At 60.9% G+C, this 17,484-nt stretch carries 16 protein-coding genes; 8 read left to right on the top strand and 8 right to left on the bottom strand.

The window, feature by feature from the left end:
* Nucleotides 1–154 precede the first annotated feature (154 nt).
* A complete protein-coding gene (locus ACNFBR_RS13295; RefSeq protein WP_416735322.1) occupies nt 155–1,447 on the bottom strand; it encodes a PQQ-dependent sugar dehydrogenase in 1,293 nt (430 codons plus the stop codon).
* The gene (locus ACNFBR_RS13290; protein ID WP_416735321.1) at nt 1,444–1,872 is read right to left on the bottom strand and encodes a DUF2231 domain-containing protein; all 429 of its coding nucleotides are present in this window, start codon (nt 1,870–1,872) and stop codon (nt 1,444–1,446) included. The genes ACNFBR_RS13295 and ACNFBR_RS13290 overlap by 4 nt, the downstream gene beginning before the upstream one ends.
* Before the next feature lie 182 nt (nt 1,873–2,054).
* Here ACNFBR_RS13290 and ACNFBR_RS13285 point away from each other — a divergent pair, with 182 nt between their 5' ends.
* The 5 genes from ACNFBR_RS13285 (at nt 2,055) to ACNFBR_RS13265 (ending at nt 7,625) form a co-directional block, all read left to right on the top strand.
* A complete protein-coding gene (locus ACNFBR_RS13285; RefSeq protein ID WP_416735320.1) occupies nt 2,055–2,354 on the top strand; it encodes a hypothetical protein in 300 nt (99 codons plus the stop codon).
* A gap of 312 nt (nt 2,355–2,666) precedes the next feature.
* A complete protein-coding gene (locus ACNFBR_RS13280) occupies nt 2,667–5,657 on the top strand; it encodes a T6SS effector BTH_I2691 family protein (RefSeq protein WP_416735319.1) in 2,991 nt (996 codons plus the stop codon).
* Nucleotides 5,658–5,659: 2 nt separating this feature from the next.
* The gene (locus tag ACNFBR_RS13275; RefSeq protein WP_416735318.1) at nt 5,660–6,553 is read left to right on the top strand and encodes a DUF6708 domain-containing protein; all 894 of its coding nucleotides are present in this window, start codon (nt 5,660–5,662) and stop codon (nt 6,551–6,553) included.
* A complete protein-coding gene (locus ACNFBR_RS13270; protein ID WP_416735564.1) occupies nt 6,550–6,741 on the top strand; it encodes a hypothetical protein in 192 nt (63 codons plus the stop codon). Before ACNFBR_RS13275 ends, ACNFBR_RS13270 begins: the two co-directional genes overlap by 4 nt.
* Before the next feature lie 2 nt (nt 6,742–6,743).
* Nucleotides 6,744–7,625 (top strand): DUF6708 domain-containing protein, encoded by an 882-nt coding sequence (locus ACNFBR_RS13265; protein WP_416735317.1) that lies wholly within the window; start codon nt 6,744–6,746, stop codon nt 7,623–7,625.
* Here ACNFBR_RS13265 and ACNFBR_RS13260 read toward each other — a convergent pair.
* A complete protein-coding gene (locus ACNFBR_RS13260; protein ID WP_416735316.1) occupies nt 7,609–8,424 on the bottom strand; it encodes a class I SAM-dependent methyltransferase in 816 nt (271 codons plus the stop codon). The two genes, ACNFBR_RS13265 and ACNFBR_RS13260, sit on opposite strands and share 17 nt — an antisense overlap.
* 233 nt (nt 8,425–8,657) lie before the next feature.
* Entirely contained in the window at nt 8,658–10,844 is a 2,187-nt protein-coding gene (locus tag ACNFBR_RS13255) for an OsmC domain/YcaO domain-containing protein (protein WP_416735315.1), read from the bottom strand.
* Nucleotides 10,845–11,101: 257 nt separating this feature from the next.
* Between ACNFBR_RS13255 and ACNFBR_RS13250 the strand changes: the two genes are divergently transcribed.
* Genes ACNFBR_RS13250 through ACNFBR_RS13240 form a run of 3 tightly spaced genes read left to right on the top strand, consistent with a single transcriptional unit; the run spans nt 11,102 to nt 15,168 of the window.
* Nucleotides 11,102–11,557: a (2Fe-2S)-binding protein gene (locus ACNFBR_RS13250; RefSeq protein WP_416735314.1), complete on the top strand. Its 456-nt coding sequence runs from the start codon at nt 11,102–11,104 to the stop codon at nt 11,555–11,557.
* Nucleotides 11,557–13,806 (top strand): molybdopterin cofactor-binding domain-containing protein, encoded by a 2,250-nt coding sequence (locus ACNFBR_RS13245; RefSeq protein WP_416735313.1) that lies wholly within the window; start codon nt 11,557–11,559, stop codon nt 13,804–13,806. The genes ACNFBR_RS13250 and ACNFBR_RS13245 overlap by 1 nt, the downstream gene beginning before the upstream one ends.
* An 18-nt stretch (nt 13,807–13,824) precedes the next feature.
* Nucleotides 13,825–15,168 (top strand): c-type cytochrome, encoded by a 1,344-nt coding sequence (locus ACNFBR_RS13240; RefSeq protein WP_416735312.1) that lies wholly within the window; start codon nt 13,825–13,827, stop codon nt 15,166–15,168.
* A gap of 118 nt (nt 15,169–15,286) precedes the next feature.
* Here ACNFBR_RS13240 and ACNFBR_RS13235 read toward each other — a convergent pair whose 3' ends face one another.
* The 4 genes from ACNFBR_RS13235 to ACNFBR_RS13220 form a co-directional block, all read right to left on the bottom strand.
* A complete protein-coding gene (locus ACNFBR_RS13235) occupies nt 15,287–16,075 on the bottom strand; it encodes a substrate-binding periplasmic protein (RefSeq protein WP_416735311.1) in 789 nt (262 codons plus the stop codon).
* A gap of 77 nt (nt 16,076–16,152) precedes the next feature.
* Nucleotides 16,153–16,794, bottom strand: coding sequence for a LysE family translocator (locus ACNFBR_RS13230; protein WP_416735310.1), 642 nt, complete (start codon nt 16,792–16,794; stop codon nt 16,153–16,155).
* 49 nt (nt 16,795–16,843) lie between these two features.
* Nucleotides 16,844–17,044, bottom strand: coding sequence for a DUF1289 domain-containing protein (locus ACNFBR_RS13225; protein ID WP_416735309.1), 201 nt, complete (start codon nt 17,042–17,044; stop codon nt 16,844–16,846).
* An 8-nt stretch (nt 17,045–17,052) separates the two neighbouring features.
* Nucleotides 17,053–17,370, bottom strand: a complete 318-nt coding sequence (locus tag ACNFBR_RS13220; RefSeq protein WP_416735308.1) for a hypothetical protein — start codon at nt 17,368–17,370, stop codon at nt 17,053–17,055.
* Nucleotides 17,371–17,484 lie beyond the last annotated feature (114 nt).

Raw genomic sequence — 17,484 nt, 5'->3', positions numbered from 1 at the left:
TGTAGGAGCAGCCTTGTGCTGCGAAGAGGCCATCCCAGCCGAAGATAATCTTCCGGCTTACCGGCCTCTTCGCAACACAAGGTGCTGCGGTAGCCCGAATGATGGTGCAAGACAGATGCTCCGGCACGGTAGCGGATTTAAGCCAGCACAGCATTCAACGGTTACGTGTCACCCGCCAAACCGTATTCGCCAGGTCATCGGCAATGATCAACGCCCCACCTGGGTCCACCGTCACCCCCACCGGCCGCCCACGGGTCTTGCCATCTTCCCCGCGAAAGCCCGTAGCGAAGTCGATCGGCTCCCCTGCCGGCTTGCCATTGCTGAACGGCACGAAAATGACCTTGTAGCCCACCGGGTTGGGCCGGTTCCAGCTGCCGTGCTCGCCCACGAATACGCCGTCGGCAAAACCCTCGCCCATGGCCGGCACCGAGAAGTCGACACCCAGTGCAGCCACATGCGAGCCCAGGCTGTAATCCGGCTTGATCGCCGCCGCCACCTTGTCCGGGTTCTGCGGCCGCACCCGCTCATCCACGTTCTGCCCCCAGTAGCTGTAAGGCCAACCATAGAAGCCGCCTTCACGCACCGAAGTGAGGTAGTCCGGCACCAGGTCGGGGCCCAGTTCATCCCGCTCGTTGACCACCGCCCATAACTGCCCGGTCTGCGGCTGAATGGTCAATGCCGTCGGGTTGCGCAAACCGGTGGCGTAGGGCCGGTGCGCGCCGCTATCGGCATCGACCTGCCAGACCATGGCCCGGTCGATCTCCACCTCCAGGCCACGCTCGGTGATATTGCTGTTCGAGCCTATGCCCACATACAGGTAGCGGCCATCCGGGCTGATGGTCAGCGCCTTGGTCCAGTGGTGATTGATCTCGGCCGGCAGGTCGGTGACCTTGGTGGGCGGGCCTTCGGCCTGGGTCTGTCCATCCTTGTAGGCAAAACGCACCAGCGCATCCTGGTTGGCCACATACAGCTTGCCGTCGACATAAGCCAGGCCATACGGGGCGTTGAGGTTTTCCGCGAACACGGTCTGCACCTCGTAGGTGCCATCACCGTCGGCATCACGCAGCAAGGTCAGGCGGTTACCGCCCTTTACCTGCGTGTTGCCCTTGGCCTTGATTTGGCTGGCAATCACGTCCTTGGGCTTGAGCTTGGCCGCGCTCCCTCCCCTGCCCTCGGCTACCAGGATGTCACCATTGGGCAGCACCAGGCTCTGCCGCGGAATCTTCAGGTCAGTGGCAATGGCCGTAACACTGAAGCCCTCCGGCACGGTCGGTTTCTGCTCGCCCCAGGCAACCGGCTGCGCAATCTTCATGCTCGGCAGCAACCCGCGCTGCGGCTCCGGCAGCTTCGGGTTCGGGCCGTGGGCCTGAGTCGGCTCGCCGTCGCCACCACAGGCGCCGAGCAACAGCGCCAAGCTCAACAGGCTCGATGCATGTAAAGGCTTCATGCCACACCTCCCGAACGCAGGTTGCTCAGTCCGGTCCAGGCGGCTGCCAGCGCAAGCACAGTGACGATCCCCGACAACACCAGCCCAGCCGGCATCACCGCCCAGGCGTCCTTGGCATGTTCGAAGGCATTGATCAGCCCAAGCAGCCAGGTCACCAGCAGCAGCACGAAATACCACGTAGGGCGCCCACCCTTGCGTTCGGCGCGGATCAGGTTGGCCAGCGCGAACAGCAGTGCCAGCCCGCAGAACACCAGGGCCCCGGCGATCAGCCAGGCGGCAAAGTTGCTCCACTGGATCTGGTAGCTGTTGTAGTAGGCGATATCGCTCAGCATTGCACCAAGGAACAACGGCACACTGCCTGCCAGCAACAAGGCATGCAATGGACTGGGGGTAGAACGGTAGAAGATTTGGTCGGATACGGTCACGGTGCCTCCTTTTCATTCAGTGACCCAAAGCTGATGGGCTTGTGCCACCAGCTGAGCGCAGGGTGCGCTTAGCAAAGGAGCCTCTTGACGCCGCGATAGTTCACCGCTTGGCTTGAATGAAATACCCTGCAAGGTATTGGATGCAAAGGCAGTAGCGTCCCACTGCTATCAAGGAGACAACGATGAGCAAACAACCGAATGGCCCATATACGTCCTGGGCGCTGGCCACCCTGCTCGCCCTCAGCCTGGCGCTCACCACAGGCTGCTCCAGCAAATCCAGCAAGGCCCGCTACGCCACACCTGCGGTAGGCTCCAATTGCTTCGCCAAAGCAGTACCCACGACTGGCGAAGGCGGCCTGGCCTGGGGCAATACCCTGAGCATTGCCCGTCAGAAGTCAATGAACAATTGCATACGCTATGCCAGCCGCTCAGGGGGCACACCCAGAACTTGCCAAGTAGTGATGGCCAAGTGCAAGAACTGAAAATTTATAGAAAACTTTTTATGTAGGACATTTCCCACAAGCAGCGCTAACTTTCCGCTTACAAAACCACATTCACGAAATACAAATACATTCAAATAAAATATTACACTTTCAACCTCGACCAGGAAGTAGAACTCGAGGCATTGTCTTTCGCTCAGCTCTTAAAAAGCCAACCACTGCTAACTTCTGAAAACAAGTAAGAAACTTCCTACAGCATAAGCATCAGCCAACCATAGTTCAGTCTTTTCTTTACTGGAAAAGGCCGTTCTACGCCTATGGCCTGAAAATTTGATCTCTGAGCAAGGAGCTCGCATGAGTAATGCTTCCGTAAGCAGTGCCACTTCCGGCCCTGCCTGCAGTGCACGCATCCCCATCCTCCCCGTGCGCTATGCCATCGTGCCGCGTACCGGCGACACCCCCGCCTGCCGCTATGCCGATGCAGGCTTCAACCTGGAACAAGGCTTCGCCCCGCTGCAGCACTCGGCCTATACCCTCCGCGCCCTGCGCCAAGGTTATGTCTATGTGTTCATGAAAGGCTCCCTGGGCGAAAAGCTGGTCATTCATGAATACGTTGGCGCAGGCCTGTACAAGGAACTGCGCTATCAAGGGCTGGAGGGCTACCACCTGCGTGAGCGCTACCTGTCCAGCCGCACCCTGGGCTGGGTATGGGCCGATACCTGCCCCGATACCGCCAAGGAGGTGTGGATCGGCTACAGCCCGCACCTGTGGACCAACGCCATGACCGCCCGCATCACCGGTTCGCCTGCCCTGCGCAAGCGGCACATGCGCCAGCTGGACATGGCCGAGCTGGTGAGCGGCAACAAAGCCCCGTCCACCCAGCCCCATGTGTTGCCGGTTAGCGCCCTGACAACCTGGGTCGAAGACTTCAAACCACTTCACCGGCGCATGCCGCTGACATGGAGCAGCGACCCGATCAGCGAAATCCTGCCCATCGGCAACCTCGTCGCCATGGCGCGGCACTACCCCTACACCCAGCCGAAAGTGCCGGTGGTGGTCGCGCTTGCCGACGCCGAAGGCATGGCCCTGGACCTGAGCCTGTCGGTCTCGGCCTATCAGCATCAACTGCGCGACCTGATACCCGCCGAGCAACTGGCACACACCCAACCCGCGCCACCGCCCGAACAGGAACGCGTGCCGGCGTGCTACCGGCTGGATGCCGAACAGCTGAGCGTGCAAAGCCGTGATTTCCACCATCGCAACCTGGTGGCCATGCTGCTGAACAAGACGCTGGAAAGCATGTACCCGGCGGACGCCCCCTCGCCGGAACTGGCCGCGTTCCGGCTTGGCCTGGAACGCCGGGGCCCCGACCTGTCGCCAGCCGAGTCGCATTTTCACGCCCTCACCCACAAGAACTACTCGCCCCACGGCGCACGCCTGGCACAGCGCCTCGATGTCGGCAAATACCAGCGCTTCCTCGCCGAGCGCGATGAACTGGAACGGCGTATTGCCGCCCTGCGCAGCCAGGCCTTGCAAGCCAGCCACGATCATGACGCCTGGCTGGCGACGGCCGAACCCCAACACATCGATAACCCCTACAGCCTGGCCGCCGCCTTGGCCTGTTACGACCGTGACGAAATCACTTCCGCCCGCGGCCTGGAAATTTCCTTGGCGTTGCTGATTCAGCCGATGGGCCAGCCGGCCCCTGGCACCGAGGAGCAGGATCGGCGCTTCAAACGGCTCGAACAGTGGATCGATCAACACGACAGCCCGCTGTACACCGCCCTGGCGCCGTTCAACCCGTTCAAGGACAAGGCCGACTCGGTCGGCAGTTTGCTCGGCGCTAGCGACAACGTGGTCGAAGGCTTGGCCGGCCGCTTCCCGGCCATGGCCGGCATCACTGACCTCACCGCCCAGACGGTCAATACCGTGGTGCTCAAGCGCCTGCGCGGGCAGACCCGCTGGGATGCCAGCCATGGCCTGCGTCAGCAGGTGTTGATGGCGGCGCGTGAAGGCAATGCCGAGAAAGCGCTGGGGCTGTTGGCAGCGCGCTATCGGATCACCAGCCAGGCCATCACGGAAAATCCGTTCAGCCAGGAGGTACAGAAGTACTTGAAGAGCGGCATGGCGCAGGTCGAAGAACTGAAAGAGCTGCGCATCTCGGGTAGCCGGAACGTGTTGATCGAACTGACGACCACTGCGCGAGTGAAACCCACTTTTCTCGGCTTGCTTACCTCGGGAGGTGGCGGTGGCTTGAACGCGGGGATGCTGTGGTTCAACGTGCTGTCGCTCAAGACGGCCTACAACAGCCTGCAGAAGAGCAATGCACCGGAATACACCCTGGGGTTTGCTTCATCGATATTCGGTGTGATCGGTGCAGCAGCAGCAACATTGGTCAGCGTGCGAGCAACGCAGAAGGCGGTGATGCTGCGGTTAAGCTCAACAGCACCGGGCATGGCCTTTGGCAACGGAATTGTCAAGTTCCTGAGCAGTAATTTGTTTGCGCGTTTAGCCGGATACCCAGCGATTGTATTCAGCCTGCTCTCTGACTTCGCCAAGGCATGGCGTCAGAACGAGAATGGGAACGAAGCTGCCGCCGCATACACGGTGACAGGTGGCCTAACCATGGCTATCGGCTCCGCTGTCGTCCTTGAAGCAGGCCTTGCCGTTGCGGGTGCCACGTCGTTTGTACCCTTCGCCGGATGGGCCGCAGCGGCCCTTGTCCTCGTCGGCGTAGCCATCATTGCAGGAGGCCTCTACCTCCATGCCAAGGCACATGAGCACCTTCACAGCCCAATTGAGTTGTGGGCAGCACGCAGTATCTTCGGCAATCGCAATAATGATGGAGAGGAGCGTCCTGGCATCACTTTGGATTATGAAAAGAAACTGCCTGCTTTCGCCTCGCTACAGAGCGAAATCAAAGCCTGGCACAATGAGCATTACGGACCCAAGTTACTATCCGCCGAGCAGGCCCAATCACTCGGCGTAACTCATGTCAACACCAGGTGGCATCAGAACAATCATTGGTCTCCGCCAAACTGGACAGCGATCACACATAACGAAGTTTCCACACCTCAACCAACCGCTGAGTTCACAGTGCTGCTACCTGGCTTTGTGCTTGGGGTAAGCGAATGGTCAGGACGCTTAAATGCCCTCCGTGATGACCATGGAACGGACGTGCTTCCAGTTACCCCGACTGGCTACATCGTAGGTGCGGGTTTAGTTCTGCACTTCGAAAACACGCTGGCTAGCCAAAAACATGTCTCACTGCATCTAGCTTACAGTGCCAACCAAGGATTGGACGAAGACAATGAGACTCTTTCAATTTTTCGTCTGGAGCGCTAAGCATGGCGATCATCTGGCTATTCAATTCAACCACAGACTCAGGGCATAAGCCCGCCATTGGCGGGCAGCTATTAAACCTATCAAAAAATACTTTATGCCTGAGAAACCCCTGGGTAACAGACTCTGTCTTCATGGGGAAACTGTACTGCGCAATGACTATCGCGCTGATGATCGGCCTCTACCCGGTCCTACTATCCGACAACGCCTGGAACCCATTTACATTCAACCCTATCTTGATCATAGGAACAATAATTGGCCCTTTCATCTTCACCCCATTCTTAGCTTATCGAATATATTTTATAAAAAATTTGTCAAGCGTATGCTTTAATCGCTCGACCCAAAAAATATACTACCGCCGTTTAAGCAAGGTCTTAGTCTTTGAGTGGGCCAACACCGGAGGGGGCCTTTTCAAACGCACCGAATTTGGCGGCTCATCATTCAGCACCAGCTATGCCCTCGCCTTCGCCCCTCGCCGAGCGGATGGCAGCCTCCACCAAAAAGACTGCCTCTGGGTCGACAGCAACGAACCCACCGAACCCGGGGTAAAGCACGTCGCCGAAGTCTGGGAATACCTCCGCCATTTCATGGACCACGGCCCAGACAAGCTCCCCCCACCTAACGAAGCCAACTGGTGGCACAAGCCACTGCACGCCATCTGCCTGACCCCGGCAGAAGCTTGGCGCCACTACGCCCCCTGGCGAACCGGTGAGCCCGGTGAAATGCAGGGCAAAAAGAACTGGCAATTGCCGTTCTGGGCCGTGCTGTTCCCCTACAACCTCACGGTTGCTATCTGTTGGTACTTCATCTGTAAGCTCTTCAACGTCCGCGCAGCGCCACCGCCCCCAGAAGCGTTCGAGGAAGCTCCAGCGCGTTCAACCAAAAGGAAACGTGCATGAGCGACGCCAAAGAACTTACGTGTTTTCAATCATCCCGGACCAGCCACATCGTAGGTGCTGGTTTAGTTCTGCACTTCGAAAACACGCTAACCAACCAAAGTCATGTCTCACTGCATCTAGCCTACAGTGCCAACCAAGGATTGGACGAAGACAATGAGACTCTTTCAATTTTTCGTCTGGAGCGCTGAGCATGGCGACCATCTGGCTATTCAATTCAACCACAGACTCAGGGCATAAGCCTGCCATTGGCGGACAGTTATTAAGCCATTCCAACAATACTTTGTGCCTCAGAAACCCTTGGGTAACAGACTCTGTCTTCATGGGAAAACTGTACTGTGCAATGATTATCGGATCAATGATTGTCTTCTATCCTGACTTGCTAACCGACGAAGCTTGGAGCCCATACACTTTCAGCCCCATCTTGATCATAGGGACAGTAATTGGCCCTTTTATTTTTCTTCCTTTCCTCATTTATCGAATCTACTTTATAAAAAACCTATCAAGCTTTTGCCTCAACCGCTCAACCCAAAAAATCTACTACCAACGCTTGAGCAAGGTATTGGTCTTTGAATGGAGCAATACCGGAGGTGGCCTTTTCAAACGCACCGAATTTGGCGGTTCATCGTTCAGCACCAGCTATGCCCTCGCCTTCGCCCCTCGCCGAGCAGATGGCAGCCTCCACCAAAAAGACTGCCTCTGGGTCGACAGCAACGAACCCACCGAACCCGGCGTAAAGCACGTCGCCGAAGTCTGGGAATACCTCCGCCATTTCATGGCCCACGGCCCAGACAAGCTCCCTCCGCCCGGCGAACCCAACTGGTGGCACAAGCCGCTGCACGCCATCTGCCTGACCCCAGCGCAAGCCTGGCAACACTATGCGCCTTGGCGAACCGGCGAACCCGGTGAAATGCAGGGCAAAAAGAACTGGCAGTTGCCATTCTGGGCCGTGCTGTTCCCCTACAACCTCACGGTCGCCATCTGTTGGTACTTCATCTGCAAGCTCTTCAACGTCCGTGCAGCGCCACCCCCTGCCGAGGCCTTTGCAGGCGTGTCCGCTAACGCCCTCGAATGATCACCACTTCAAGGTACTCACTCGGCACCACCAACGACGACGAACCACCCACGTTGCACTCATCCAGCAACTGGGTCAGATCCCGCTCCAGCGCGCTGGCCGCCTCCGGTTCCAAGGAGGCAAACGCCTTGTGCACCGGCCCATACCAGGTGCGGAACACTTCGATGAAATGCGCTGCCGAGCGATAGCGGAAGTTGAACTGCTGGCGGCCGACGTTCAGTTCGCCAAGCGCCCCTTCGAACATTAAGCGCAACTGCTCCTCATCACCCCAGCGCGATGGTGGCAAAGCGCCGACAGGTGGTGGCACATGCCGCCCGAGGGTCTTGAACATCTGCCCGACGAAGCCTTGCCGGGTCCAGTTGGCCAGGCCGATACGACCACCGGGACGGCAAACCCGAGCCAGCTCGCGGGCGGCCTGGGCCTGGTCGGGGGCAAACATCACACCGAAGGTGGAAAGCACCGCATCGAATGTGCCATCGGCAAACGGCAATGCTTCGGCATCGGCAGTTTGAAACACCACATTCAAGTGTTCGGCGCGCGCCCGCTCCTCACCGCGCTTGAGCAGTTCGGGCACATAATCGGTGGAGGTAACGCGACAACCACGCCGGGCGGCAGCCAGAGTAGCGTTGCCGTTGCCGGCGGCGACATCCAGCACCTGTTCGTCCCAGCGCAAATCGCAGGCCTCGGCCAGGCGTTCGCCAACCAACTGCAACGTGGTGCCAATTACCGCGTAGTCACCACTGGCCCAAGCGGCTTGCTGGCGGGTTTTCAGGGCATTGGTATCCAAAGGAGTACTCATGGTCTGCGCCTTCTTGTAGTGCGCGGCCGAGGTCCTTCTGGCGGTTTACGCGCCATGCAGTCAAGGGATGGGAACAAAACGCTACGCCCAGGCAGGCGCATCGGCAAGACCAAATGGAAATACAGTCAAGAACAGAGTGCTATATAAAGCGGCTGCCTTCATCGCCGGCAAGCCAGTTCCCCCAGGTACAGCGCCCCTTTGGATCAGCGCCGTACCTGTAGGAGCAGCAGCTATCAGGCGAACTTAGCCCGGGCTGCATGCAGCTTCTTGTAGCTCTCGATCAGGCGCAGGTGGCGATCAAGGCCTTCGAGCTTCATGCTGGTCGGGGTCAGGCCGTGGAAACGCACGCTGCCGTCCACCGAGCCCAATACCGCGTCCATGCGCGCGTTGCCGAACATGCGGCGGAAGTTGGCCTCGTAGTCGTCCATCTCCAGCTCGTCATCCAGCTGCACTTCCAGCACCACGTTCAGCGCCTGATAGAACAGGCCGCGCTCGACCGTGTTGTCGTTGAACTGCAAGAACGCCTCGACCAGTTCCTTGGCATCCTCGAAACGCTGCACCGCCAGGCAAATCAGCAGTTTCAGCTCAAGAATGGTCAACTGGCCCCACACGGTGTTCTCGTCGAACTCCACCCCGATCAACGTGGTGATGGTGGTGTAGTCATCCACATCGCAGTTGTCCAGGCGTTTGAGCAGCAGCTTCAGCGAGCGGCTGTCGAGGCTGTGCAGGTTGAGGATGTCGGCACGGAACGCCAAGGCTCGGTTGGTGTTGTCCCAGATCAGGTCCTCGACCGGGTAGATTTCCGAATAACCCGGCACCAGGATGCGGCAAGCGGTGGCGCCAAGGTTGTCGTACACCGCCATATACACTTCCTTGCCCAGGTCTTCGAGGATGCTGAACAGCGTCGCGGCCTCCTGTTGGTTGGAATCCTCGCCGTGCCCGGAGAAGTCCCACTCGACGAATTCGAAGTCGGCCTTGGCGCTGAAGAAGCGCCACGACACCACACCGCTGGAGTCGATGAAGTGCTCGACGAAGTTGTTCGGCTCGGTCAGCGCATGGCTTTCGAAGGTCGGTTGCGGCAGGTCGTTCAGGCCTTCGAAGCTGCGGCCCTGCAGCAGTTCGGTAAGGCTGCGCTCCAGCGCCACTTCCAGGCTCGGGTGGGCACCGAACGAAGCAAACACACCGCCAGTGCGCGGGTTCATCAAGGTCACGCACATGACCGGGAACTCGCCACCCAGCGACGCATCCTTCACCAGCACGGGGAAGCCCTGCTCTTCCAGGCCCTGAATGCCGGCGACGATCGCCGGGTACTTGGCCAGCACCTCCTGTGGCACGTCCGGCAGGCACAACTCACCTTCCAGGATTTCGCGCTTCACCGCACGCTCGAAGATTTCCGACAGGCACTGCACCTGCGCCTCGGCCAAGGTGTTGCCAGCGCTCATGCCGTTGCTGAGGAACAGGTTTTCGATCAGGTTGGACGGGAAATACACCACCTGCTGGTCGGACTGGCGCACGAACGGAAGCGAACAGATGCCCCGCGCCTTGTTGCCCGAGTTGGTGTCGTACAGGTGCGAACCCCGCAGCTCACCGTCCGGGTTGTAGATTTCCAGGCAATGCTCGTCGAGGATCTCGGCCGGCAGTGCGTCGCGTGGGCCCGGCTTGAACCACTGCTCGTTCGGGTAATGCACGAACGGCGCGTTGGCCAGGTCCTCGCCCCAAAACTGGTCGTTGTAGAAGAAGTTGCAGTTCAGGCGCTCGATGAACTCGCCCAACGCCGAGGCCAACGCAGCCTCCTTGGTAGCACCCTTGCCGTTGGTGAAGCACATCGGCGACTGCGCGTCGCGCACGTGCAGCGACCAGACGTTGGGCACGATGTTGCGCCACGAAGCGATCTCGATCTTCATCCCCAGCCCGGCGAGGATGCCCGACATATTGGCGATGGTCTGCTCCAGCGGCAGGTCCTTGCCGGGTATGTAAGTGCTGGTGTCCGACACCGGCATCAGCAAGCCCTGGGCATCGGCATCGAGGTTGTCGACCACTTCGATCACGAACTCGGGGCCGGTCTGCACCACTTTTTTCACCGTGCAGCGGTCGATGGAGCGCAGGATACCCTGACGGTCCTTGTCGGAGATGTCCTCGGGTAGTTCGACCTGGATCTTGAAAATCTGGTTGTAGCGGTTTTCCGGGTCGACGATGTTGTTCTGCGACAGGCGGATGTTTTCGGTGGGGATGTCGCGGGTCTGACAGTACAACTTGACGAAGTAAGCCGCGCACAAGGCCGAAGACGCCAGGAAATAGTCGAACGGGCCTGGGGCCGAACCATCGCCTTTGTAGCGGATCGGTTGGTCGGCGATCACCGTGAAGTCGTCGAACTTGGCTTCGAGACGGAGATTGTCGAGAAAATTGACCTTGATTTCCATGCGGGATTACCGTGATTTAAGCGTGCAAAACGAAATTGGCCGGCATTATCCGGGTTTTCACAGCGGAAGTCCTGTTTACCTGCCCCCCTGCGCCTCCCTTGCGCATTCCACCGGATTGCTTGCCTGATCCTCTGAACCTGCCACCGCCACCAGACCAGCGGTCAGGTCTCTGTGCTAGCGTTTCTTCACTGGGGAACAACGCATTCCCCGCACAGAATAAAAGAAAGCGACAGCAACCGATGACTGGCAGGTGAACCATGGAACTACGCATCAACCAGAAGACCTACCAGGTCGAGGCGGACGCTGACACGCCCCTGCTGTGGGTGATCCGCGATGACCTGGGGCTGACCGGTACCAAATATGGCTGTGGCCTGGCCCAGTGTGGCGCCTGTTCGGTGCTGGTGGACGGCAACGTGGTGCGCGCCTGCGTCACTCCGGTGGCCGGGGTGGTCGGGCGCGAAATCACCACCATCGAGGCAATCGAAGCAGATGCCATTGGCAAACGAGTGGTCGCCGCCTGGGTCGAGCACCAGGTAGCTCAATGCGGCTACTGCCAGTCTGGTCAGGTGATGGCGGCCACGGCGCTGCTCAAGCACACGCCCCAGCCCAGCGATGCGCAGATCGATGCAGCCATGGTCAACCTGTGCCGCTGCGGCACCTACAATGCCATCCATGCCGCGGTGCATGCCCTGGCCCAAGGGGAACAGGCCTGATGAACACGCCAGTCGACACCCCAGCCGAACTGCTTAGGTTGCAACTGGGCGAAACGATCAACCTGTCACGTCGGCGCTTTCTTGCCGGCACCGCTGTCGGTGCCCTGGTGCTGGGCTTTGGCCTGCCCATGGGCTCGGCCCGCGTGCAGGCCGCCGCCACGGCAACCGCGGAACGCGGCACCCAGGTACCAGCGTTCCTGGAGATTCGCCCAGACGGTACAGTGCGCCTGCTCAGCCCCTTCATGGAGGGTGGGCAAGGTCCCTTCACCGCCATGGCGCAAATCGTCGGTGAGGAACTGGATGTCGACCCGGCCCATTTCGTGGTCGATAGTGCGCCGCCCGGCGAAGCCTACGTGGTGATGGAAAACGGCATGCGCATCACCGGCGGCAGCATGTCGGTGCGCATGAGCTACCCGACCATGCGCCGCCTGGGCGCCCTCGCTCGGGCCATGCTGCTGCAGGCGGGGGCCGAACACCTGGGTGTAGCGGTCGATGAGCTTTCCACCACGCCGGGGAACGTAGTACATACCACGTCTGGCCGCACCGTACCTTACGGTGAACTGGCCGGGCGCGCCATGGACCTGCCGGTGCCCGACCCGGCCAGCATCAAGCTGCGCGACCCCAGCCAGTTTCGCTGGATCGGCAAGCCCGTGCGACGCCTGGATGCCTACGACAAATCCACCGGCAAGGCCCAGTACTGCATCGACATCAAGGTGGACGACATGCTCCACGCCGCCGTGCAACATGCGCCACGTCTGGGCATGACCGTCGGCACCCTGCGCAACGAAGACCAGGTCAAGGCCATGAAAGGCGTGCATTCGGTGCATCAGCTACCGGGCGCCGTGGCCGTGGTCGCGGAGCGCTGGTGGCACGCCAAGCGCGCGGTGGAGGCGCTTCAGGTGGACTGGAAAGAGCCAACCGCCGACAGCAAGGTACGGCCGATGCCGGCGGATTTCTCCAGCGATGCCTGGCGCGAACACCTGGCCACGGTTCAAGGTCCCGCCCGTGATGAAGAAAACGAAGGCGATATTGCCGGCGCCTTGAGCAAGGCCAAGACCCAGGTACAGGCCAGCTACCACAACCAGTACCTGAACCATGCCCAGCTCGAACCGCCGTCCGCCCTGGCCCGCTTCAACCCGGACGGCACCCTGGACGTCTGGCTGCCCAACCAAGCCCCGGACATGTTCCGCGACGACATTGCCAAGCGCACCGGCCTGGCGCCTGGGCAAATCAACCTGCACTCGCCGCTGCTGGGTGGTTTCTTTGGCCGCCACTTCTTGTACGACTCGGCCAACCCCTACCCGCAGGCCATTGCCCTGGCCAAAGCGGTTGGTCGGCCGGTGAAGCTTATCTGGAGTCGCGAAGAGGAATTCCTGCGCGATGTGCTGCGCCCAGTCGCTGTGGTGAAGTTCCGCGCCGGGCTGGATGCCGACGGCATGCCCGTGGCCCTCGAGGCGGTAAGCGCCACCGAAGGCCCAACCGAGGCCATTGCTGGCAAGCAAGGGGAAAAGATCGACCCCACCGCCCTTGAAGGGCTTTCAGGCAAGTCCTACGCCATCGCCAACAAACGCATCGCCCAGATCTACGTCAAAGGCCCGGCGATGCTCGGGTACTGGCGCTCGGTCGGCAATTCGCTGAACGACTTCTTCTACGAGTCATTCCTTGACGAACTGGCTGACAAAGGCGGCAAGGACCCCTTCGAACTGCGCCTGCACCTGCTGCGCGACAACCCGCGCCTGACCAACCTGCTGAACGCGGTCGCCGACTTGTCCGGTGGTTGGAAGCGCGGGCCGTTCACTGCCGAGGACGGCAGCAAGCGGGCACGCGGTGTGGCCATGGCCTCACCGTTCGGCTCGGAGGCAGCGGTCATTGCCGAAGTGTCCATCGACAACGGCCAGGTCAAGGTGCACGACATCTGGCAGGCCATCGACCCAGGCAGCATCGTCAACCCGGCAATCATCGAGCACCAGGTCAACGGCGCCGTCGCGTTGGGCCTGTCGCAGACACTGGTGGAAGAAGCGGTGTACGTGGATGGCAAGCCGCGCGCGCGCAATTACGACCTGTACCCGATCCTGCCGCCTTCGCGCATGGCCCGAGTGCATGTGCGCATTGTCGAAAGCGGGGCGAAGATGGGCGGCATCGGCGAGCCACCGCTGCCTGCCGTGGCCCCGGCGGTGGCCAACGCGGTCGCGCAGCTCACCGGCCAGCGCGTGCGCAGCTTGCCATTGAGCCGCCATACCTTCAGCTGATCGCACAAGGGATGCCCCATGACCCATCGTTTCGCAAGAACCGCTGGTTGGCTGGCGCTGCCGTGCCTGGTCGCGGCGGGCCTGTTGGCCTGGTATGTCAGCCGTGAGCCAGCCTCGCCGTTCGCCGACGCGCAGGCCATTGCCGCCGACCCGGCGCTGGTCAGCCGCGGCGAGTACGTGGCCCGGCTCAGCGACTGCGTGGCCTGCCACAGCCTGCCAGACGGCAAACCCTTCGCCGGTGGGCTGGAGATGGCCACACCGCTGGGGGCGATCCATGCAACCAACATCACCCCTGACCCTGACAAGGGGATCGGCAACTACAGCCTGGCCGACTTCGACCGTGCGGTGCGCCAGGGCGTCGCGCCCGGTGGCCGGCGGCTGTACCCGGCGATGCCCTACCCGTCCTACGCCAAGCTCAGCGATGACGATGTAAAGGCGCTGTACGCGTTCTTCATGCACGGCGTGCAACCGGTGCCACAGGCCAACCTGGCCAGCGACATCCCTTGGCCGCTGAACCTGCGCTGGCCAATCGCCCTGTGGAATGGCCTGTTCGCAGCTACCACGCCTTACGCGGACAAGGCCGGGCAAAATGCGCAGTGGAACCGTGGCGCCTACATCGTCCAGGGCCCCGGCCATTGCGGCAGCTGCCATACGCCACGCGGCCTGGCCTTCAATGAAAAGGCGCTGGATGACAGCGGCAAGCCGTTTCTGGCTGGTGCCCTGCTCGACGGCTGGTACGCACCCAGCCTGCGCGCCGATCACAACACCGGGCTAGGGCGCTGGAGCGAGGCGGAGATCGCGCAGTTCCTGAAATCCGGGCGCAACCGGCATGCCGTGGTATTCGGTTCGATGACCGAGGCGTTCAACAACTCCACGCAGTTCATGAATGACGACGACCTGGCCGCCATTGCCCACTACCTCAAGTCGCTGCCCGGCGACCCACAGCGAGACGGCGCGCCGTGGCAGTACCGGGCCGAATCAGCGGCTACACGGCTCGACAGCCCCGGGGCGCATACCTATGTCACGCGCTGCGCGTCGTGCCATGGCCTGGACGGCAAAGGCCAGGCCGAATGGATGCCGCCATTGGCCGGAGCGACCTCGGCACTGGCCAGCGAGGATGCCTCGGCTATCAATATCACCCTCAACGGTTCGCAGCGGGTAGTGGCTGCCGGGGTGCCGGATGCCTATCGCATGCCGGCTTTTCGCGAGCAACTGGGTGATCAGGAGATTGCCGAGGTGCTGAGCTTCGTGCGCACGGCCTGGGGCAACCAAGGTGGCGCGGTGGCTGCACAGGCGGTGGGCAAGCTGCGTGGGCATACCGATCCTGCCAGCAGCAGCCCGATCATACTGCACATGCGCTGAGCTGCCGTTGCTCAAGCCCTCTTCGCGGGCACGCCCGCTCCCACAGGATCCCCGACACGTTCGCCCTCGTGCAGTACTTGTGGGAGCGGGCGAGCCCGCGAAGAGGCCATCTGCGCTGTCACTGCCACCGCTCCAGGTTCTGCTTCAGCAATTGCTCGGGCAACGGCCCGGCAACGATCTTCGCCATCTCCCGCGCCAGCGCCTCACGCAGTTGCGGCTGGTTGCAAGGCGAAAAATGCGAAATCGCCAGGTACAACCCTTCGCTGGATACCGGAGGCTGCAAAACCTGCACTGCGGCTGCAATGCCCAATGTGCGCGCCAGCGCCATGCCAGGGTACTGCTCGTACACCACGTAATCGGTGCGCTTGAGCATCAGTTTCTCGAACGCCTGCCGGGCGCTGGGCACCGCTTCAAGGGTGAGGTTGGCCTGGGCATATTCATCAAACTGCTGGCCATGGCTGTTGTTGACCAATGTGCCGCCCTTGCGGCCCTTGAGGTCTGCCCATTGCCGGTAGGCAAAGGCAGTGTCCTGGCGCACCCAGACCGCACTTGGGGTGTGCAGGAATGGTGGGGCGATGAAGTCCATCTGTTGCCGGCGCGCCTCGGTCAGGAAATACCCGGCCAGCAAATCGATCCGTCCGGTGCGCACTTCCTCCTGGGCCCGCGACCACGGCCCACCGTAAACCACCTCGATGTCCAACCCCAACTGCTTGCCCAGGTACTTGAGCAAGTCGGCATTGGCACCGATCAATTGCTGAGGGTTTTGCGGGTCGCGCCACAGGTAGGGGGGGTATTCCGGGTTGCCGGTGGCGGTCAGACGCCGGCATGCATCATCCGCTACCGCGACCAGGGGCAGCAGCAACGGACACAACAGTAGCAAGGCGCGGTGAAAGCAACGCTCGATCATCTACGACCCTCGTTACATGAAACACGCTGCGGGCGCGGTAGACAGTCTGGACCATCAACGGCCAGCAGATGGCCTTTTCAGCCCCCCTGCCGCCGCATTGCCAGAATCGCCGCGCCAAAGCCGATGAAGGTGGTGCCCACCACTCGGCTCACCCAGCGCGACAGTGACGGCCGGGTCAGCACACCCTTGGCCCGCGCAGCCAATGCGGCATACAAGCTCAGTGAAGTCAGCGACAAGGCCACGAAAATCCCGGTCAAGGTCAGGAATTGCGGTAACAACGCCGCCCCCTGGTCGATGAACTGCGGGAACAGCGCGGTGAAAAACATGGTCGCCTTGGGGTTGGTCACCGCCGTGAGGAAAGCCGATTTGAACAGTTTCAGCGGTGTGGGCCTTACCTTGACTGCCCCCTCTGCAGTGTTTTGCTCCAGCATCGGGCTTTTCTTCAACAACTGCCGCGCCCCCAGGTAGAACAGGTAGCCCGCCCCCAGGATTTTCACGGCATTGAAAAGCACTTCGGAACTGGCCAGCAACGCGCCCAGCCCCAGCATGGCTGCAGCCGACAAACAGAACAGGCCGGTACCATTGCCCAGCGACGACCAGATCGCGCTGCGCTGGCCATGGGCCAGGCTATTGTTGATGGCCATCAAGGTGGCCGGGCCGGGGCTGGCGATCGCGATAGCGGCGACCAGGGTAAACGCAAGTAGCGAGTGAGAATCCATTTCAGGCTCGACAAACAATCAGGAGAGGTTGCGTGAATGGCACGTAGGCTCAGTCGGCATTCTGCCGCTTGGCCGCCTTCTTGGCGATAGCTTTCATGCGCGTCGACGCCCGTTGCACAGTGGCCATTTTCTCGGGGCGTTTCATGCCCCGCCACTTGCGAATTTCATCACGGGTGCGGCCGCAGCTCACGCACAGCTCGCTGTTGAGCTGGCATAACGAAACGCAGGGGTTGTCGATGTCTTTGGCCATGCCACCCTTCAGCCGAGCATTTCTGCCCGAGCACGTTCGGCGGCGCTGTGGAACACCTGGCGTACTTCTTCGGCCTTGGCTTTGCTGACCGACCTCGCAGCCAGCAGCTCATCGAGCACACGAATGCACTGATCCAGGGCGGTGTCCAGTTGCTCAGGGTCGGAGGCGTCAGCGATATCACCCAGATAAGGAGCGATGAGGTACACGTAACGGTCCTGCAGCTTGAGCGCAGCCAGCGCGTCGAGGGCTTTCTGGAACCGATCGGCAGCGGCAGGGCTCATGCTCAATTTATCGAAATGAATCAGGCTCACACGGTCAGTGGCCATTATGACGAATCTCCGTTTCCTGGTACGGCCAGGCCCGCAAGCAGCAGCGCGTCTACGGTGCTCGTGTGTGCGGGCCCGGGTGATGCCCATCAGGTTACCAGAAGCCGAGGCAGA

Source organism: Pseudomonas sp. NY11955, assembly GCF_048068035.1.
Taxonomy (GTDB): Bacteria; Pseudomonadota; Gammaproteobacteria; order Pseudomonadales; family Pseudomonadaceae; genus Aquipseudomonas.
This window is presented reverse-complemented; position numbering and strand designations above follow the sequence as displayed.

Excerpts from the sequence above, each read along its gene's own strand:
- ACNFBR_RS13295 (WP_416735322.1), bottom strand. The coding sequence starts at position 1,447 with ATGAAGCCTTTACATGCATCGAGCCTGTTGAGCTTGGCGCTGTTGCTC.
- ACNFBR_RS13285 (WP_416735320.1), top strand. The coding sequence starts at position 2,055 with ATGAGCAAACAACCGAATGGCCCATATACGTCCTGGGCGCTGGCCACC.
- ACNFBR_RS13280 (WP_416735319.1), top strand. The coding sequence starts at position 2,667 with ATGAGTAATGCTTCCGTAAGCAGTGCCACTTCCGGCCCTGCCTGCAGT.
- ACNFBR_RS13275 (WP_416735318.1), top strand. The coding sequence starts at position 5,660 with ATGGCGATCATCTGGCTATTCAATTCAACCACAGACTCAGGGCATAAG.
- ACNFBR_RS13270 (WP_416735564.1), top strand. The coding sequence starts at position 6,550 with ATGAGCGACGCCAAAGAACTTACGTGTTTTCAATCATCCCGGACCAGC.
- ACNFBR_RS13265 (WP_416735317.1), top strand. The coding sequence starts at position 6,744 with ATGGCGACCATCTGGCTATTCAATTCAACCACAGACTCAGGGCATAAG.
- ACNFBR_RS13260 (WP_416735316.1), bottom strand. The coding sequence starts at position 8,424 with ATGAGTACTCCTTTGGATACCAATGCCCTGAAAACCCGCCAGCAAGCC.
- ACNFBR_RS13255 (WP_416735315.1), bottom strand. The coding sequence starts at position 10,844 with ATGGAAATCAAGGTCAATTTTCTCGACAATCTCCGTCTCGAAGCCAAG.
- ACNFBR_RS13250 (WP_416735314.1), top strand. The coding sequence starts at position 11,102 with ATGGAACTACGCATCAACCAGAAGACCTACCAGGTCGAGGCGGACGCT.
- ACNFBR_RS13245 (WP_416735313.1), top strand. The coding sequence starts at position 11,557 with ATGAACACGCCAGTCGACACCCCAGCCGAACTGCTTAGGTTGCAACTG.
- ACNFBR_RS13240 (WP_416735312.1), top strand. The coding sequence starts at position 13,825 with ATGACCCATCGTTTCGCAAGAACCGCTGGTTGGCTGGCGCTGCCGTGC.
- ACNFBR_RS13235 (WP_416735311.1), bottom strand. The coding sequence starts at position 16,075 with ATGATCGAGCGTTGCTTTCACCGCGCCTTGCTACTGTTGTGTCCGTTG.
- ACNFBR_RS13230 (WP_416735310.1), bottom strand. The coding sequence starts at position 16,794 with ATGGATTCTCACTCGCTACTTGCGTTTACCCTGGTCGCCGCTATCGCG.
- ACNFBR_RS13225 (WP_416735309.1), bottom strand. The coding sequence starts at position 17,044 with ATGGCCAAAGACATCGACAACCCCTGCGTTTCGTTATGCCAGCTCAAC.
- ACNFBR_RS13220 (WP_416735308.1), bottom strand. The coding sequence starts at position 17,370 with ATGGCCACTGACCGTGTGAGCCTGATTCATTTCGATAAATTGAGCATG.